The 2,524-nt window shown below is 60.7% G+C and carries 3 protein-coding genes; 1 reads left to right on the top strand and 2 read right to left on the bottom strand.

The annotated features are described in order from the left end of the window. Window positions 1-60: 60 nt before the first annotated feature. A complete protein-coding gene (locus QLG10_RS07865; protein ID WP_110749734.1) occupies window positions 61-360 on the bottom strand; it encodes a BolA family protein in 300 nt (99 codons plus the stop codon). Between the two features lie 13 nt (window positions 361-373). Beyond that, window positions 374-895, bottom strand: a complete 522-nt coding sequence (locus tag QLG10_RS07860; protein ID WP_020799991.1) for a DUF2059 domain-containing protein — start codon at window positions 893-895, stop codon at window positions 374-376. Between the two features lie 192 nt (window positions 896-1,087). Between QLG10_RS07860 and QLG10_RS07855 the strand changes: the two genes are divergently transcribed. Then, a complete protein-coding gene (locus QLG10_RS07855) occupies window positions 1,088-2,482 on the top strand; it encodes a class II fumarate hydratase (protein ID WP_282486607.1) in 1,395 nt (464 codons plus the stop codon). Window positions 2,483-2,524 lie beyond the last annotated feature (42 nt).

The raw sequence follows: 2,524 nt of genomic DNA, 5'->3' as shown, positions 1-2,524 counted from the left end.
GCTGGCGATAGCATCACCGCGGTGATGCTATCGCCAGCAAGCCGGCTCCTACAGGGGGTGTCAGTGTTTGCTGCCACCGGCACAAGTCGGCGAGGCCGGGGCCGCGTCGATTTGCGCCCATTCCCCAGGCGTGTAGGTATGCAGCGCCAAGGCATGGAACTCGCCCATCAGCTCGCCGAGCGTGCCGTAGACTTTCTGGTGGCGCTTGACCCGGTTCAAGCCTTCGAACTGCGAACTGACCACCACGGCCTTGAAGTGTGTTTGCAAACCACGGCTGTGCATGTGGCTTTCATCAAGCACCTGCAAATACTCGGGCTGTAGCAAACCCAGTGTCGATTCAATGCGTTGTTGCATGGTCATGCCCAACTCCGGTTCAAGGCTTTTTCTTGGCGGGAGCGGCGCCTTTAGGCTCCAGCTCGGCGGTCATGTCAGCCAGCAGCTTGTTGACCACAGGCACCGCGCTTTCCAGTTTGGCCTGTGTCATTTGCGCCGATTGCTGGGTCAGCTGCGGCATTTTCTCCAGGACTTTCTTGCCCAATGGCGACTGGTAGAACGCGACCAGGTCCTTGAGCTCAGACTCGGTGAAGTTGGTGGTGTAGAGCTTGACCATGTCCGGTTTCAGCTTGTTCCAGCCAATGGCTTGGTCCAGAGCGGCGTTGGCCTTGGCCTGGTAGGTTTCCAGTACGGCTTTTTTCGACTCGGGGGCTTTGGTTTGCTGGAAGCGCTGGGCAAACATCTGCTGTACTTGCATGTACACCGGAGTACCCAGTTTGTCGGCATGCGCCAGGGTCAGGAAAGCCTCGGCACTGGCGTTGTGGCTGGCGGTATCGGCAAAAACAGGGCCGCTGGCGCAGACCAGTGCAACCGCGGTACAGATGGCACGAAGACGAGTCATCGAGTTTCCTTTTCTAGCAGGCGAGGTAAAACCCCAAGGACGTCCATTCTGCGCCTAAAAAACTCTGCCGCTCAACCCCAAGCCTTGTCGCGCCTGATTTAGACGGGTTGAATCAGCAGATTCCAGACTGATGGAACCACGGCCGGCGATCACGGCCTAAACTGCGCAATCAGACCTACAGGAGTGTGCATGATGAGCCGAATCGAAACCGACAGCCTGGGCCAGGTGGAAGTCCCGGATGAGGCCTATTGGGGTGCTCAAACGCAACGCTCGCTGGTCAACTTCGCCATCGGCGACGAACGGATGCCGCTGGCGCTACTGCACGCCTTGGCATTGATCAAGAAAGCGGCGGCACGAGTCAACGACCGTAATGGTGATTTGCCCGCCGACATTGCCAGGCTGATCGAACAGGCGGCCGATGAAGTGCTCGACGGCGAGCATGACGATCAGTTCCCGCTGGTGGTCTGGCAGACGGGCAGCGGCACCCAGAGCAACATGAACGTCAACGAAGTGATCGCCGGGCGCGCCAACGAGCTGGCCGGCAACCCGCGTGGCGGCAAGTCCCCGGTGCACCCCAACGATCACGTCAACCGTTCCCAGAGTTCCAACGACTGTTTCCCCACAGCCATGCACATCGCCACCGTACAGGCGGTGCAACAACACTTGCTGCCGGCGATCAGTGAGCTGTCCGGTGGCCTGGCCGAGCTATCAGCGCGCCACATGAAACTGGTCAAGACCGGCCGCACCCACATGATGGACGCCACCCCCATCACCTTTGGCCAGGAAGTCTCGGCGTTCATCGCCCAGCTCGATTACGCTGAACGGGCGATCCGCAGCGCGCTGCCCGCGGTCTGTGAACTGGCCCAGGGCGGCACGGCGGTCGGTACCGGGCTGAACTCGCCCCACGGCTTCGGTGAAGCGATCGCCGCGGAACTTGCCGCGCTTTCCGGCTTGCCGTTCATCACCGCGCCCAACAAGTTTGCGGCCCTGGCCGGCCATGAGCCGCTGACCTCACTGTCCGGCGCGTTGAAAACCCTCGCCGTGACGCTGATGAAAATTGCCAATGACTTGCGCTTGCTGGGCTCCGGCCCGCGCGCCGGCTTCGCCGAAGTGAAACTGCCGGCCAACGAACCAGGCAGCTCGATCATGCCGGGCAAGGTCAATCCGACCCAGTGCGAAGCACTGTCGATGCTGGCCTGCCAGGTCTTGGGCAACGACGTGACCATCGGCTTCGCGGCGAGCCAGGGTCACTTGCAGCTCAATGTGTTCAAGCCGGTGATCATCCACAACCTGCTGCAATCGATCCGCTTGCTGGCCGATGGCTGCAGCAACTTCCAGCAGCACTGCATCGCCGGCCTGGAACCGGACTCAGGGAAAATGGCTGAGCATCTGGAACAAGGGTTGATGCTGGTAACGGCACTGAACCCGCACATTGGTTATGACAAATCGGCGGAGATTGCCAAGAAGGCTTACAGCGAAGGGCTGACCTTGCGTGCGGCGGCGTTGCAGTTGGGGTATCTGACCGATGAAGAGTTCGATGCCTGGGTGCGGCCGGAGAACATGTTGGAGGCCGGGGCCAAGGGCTGAGTCTTTAGTGCCTGATAGTGCGCTTTCGCGGGCAAGCCCGCT

This window comes from Pseudomonas sp. V98_8 (assembly GCF_029967975.1).
Classification (GTDB): Bacteria; Pseudomonadota; Gammaproteobacteria; order Pseudomonadales; family Pseudomonadaceae; genus Aquipseudomonas; species Aquipseudomonas umsongensis.
The sequence above is the reverse complement of the archived record's forward strand: the minus strand, read 5'-3'. Positions and strand labels throughout refer to the sequence as shown.

Bases quoted from the DNA above. Each gene is read 5' to 3' on its own strand.
- QLG10_RS07865 (WP_110749734.1), bottom strand. From the start codon at position 360: ATGACCATGCAACAACGCATTGAATCGACACTGGGTTTGCTACAGCCC.
- QLG10_RS07860 (WP_020799991.1), bottom strand. From the start codon at position 895: ATGACTCGTCTTCGTGCCATCTGTACCGCGGTTGCACTGGTCTGCGCC.
- QLG10_RS07855 (WP_282486607.1), top strand. From the start codon at position 1,088: ATGAGCCGAATCGAAACCGACAGCCTGGGCCAGGTGGAAGTCCCGGAT.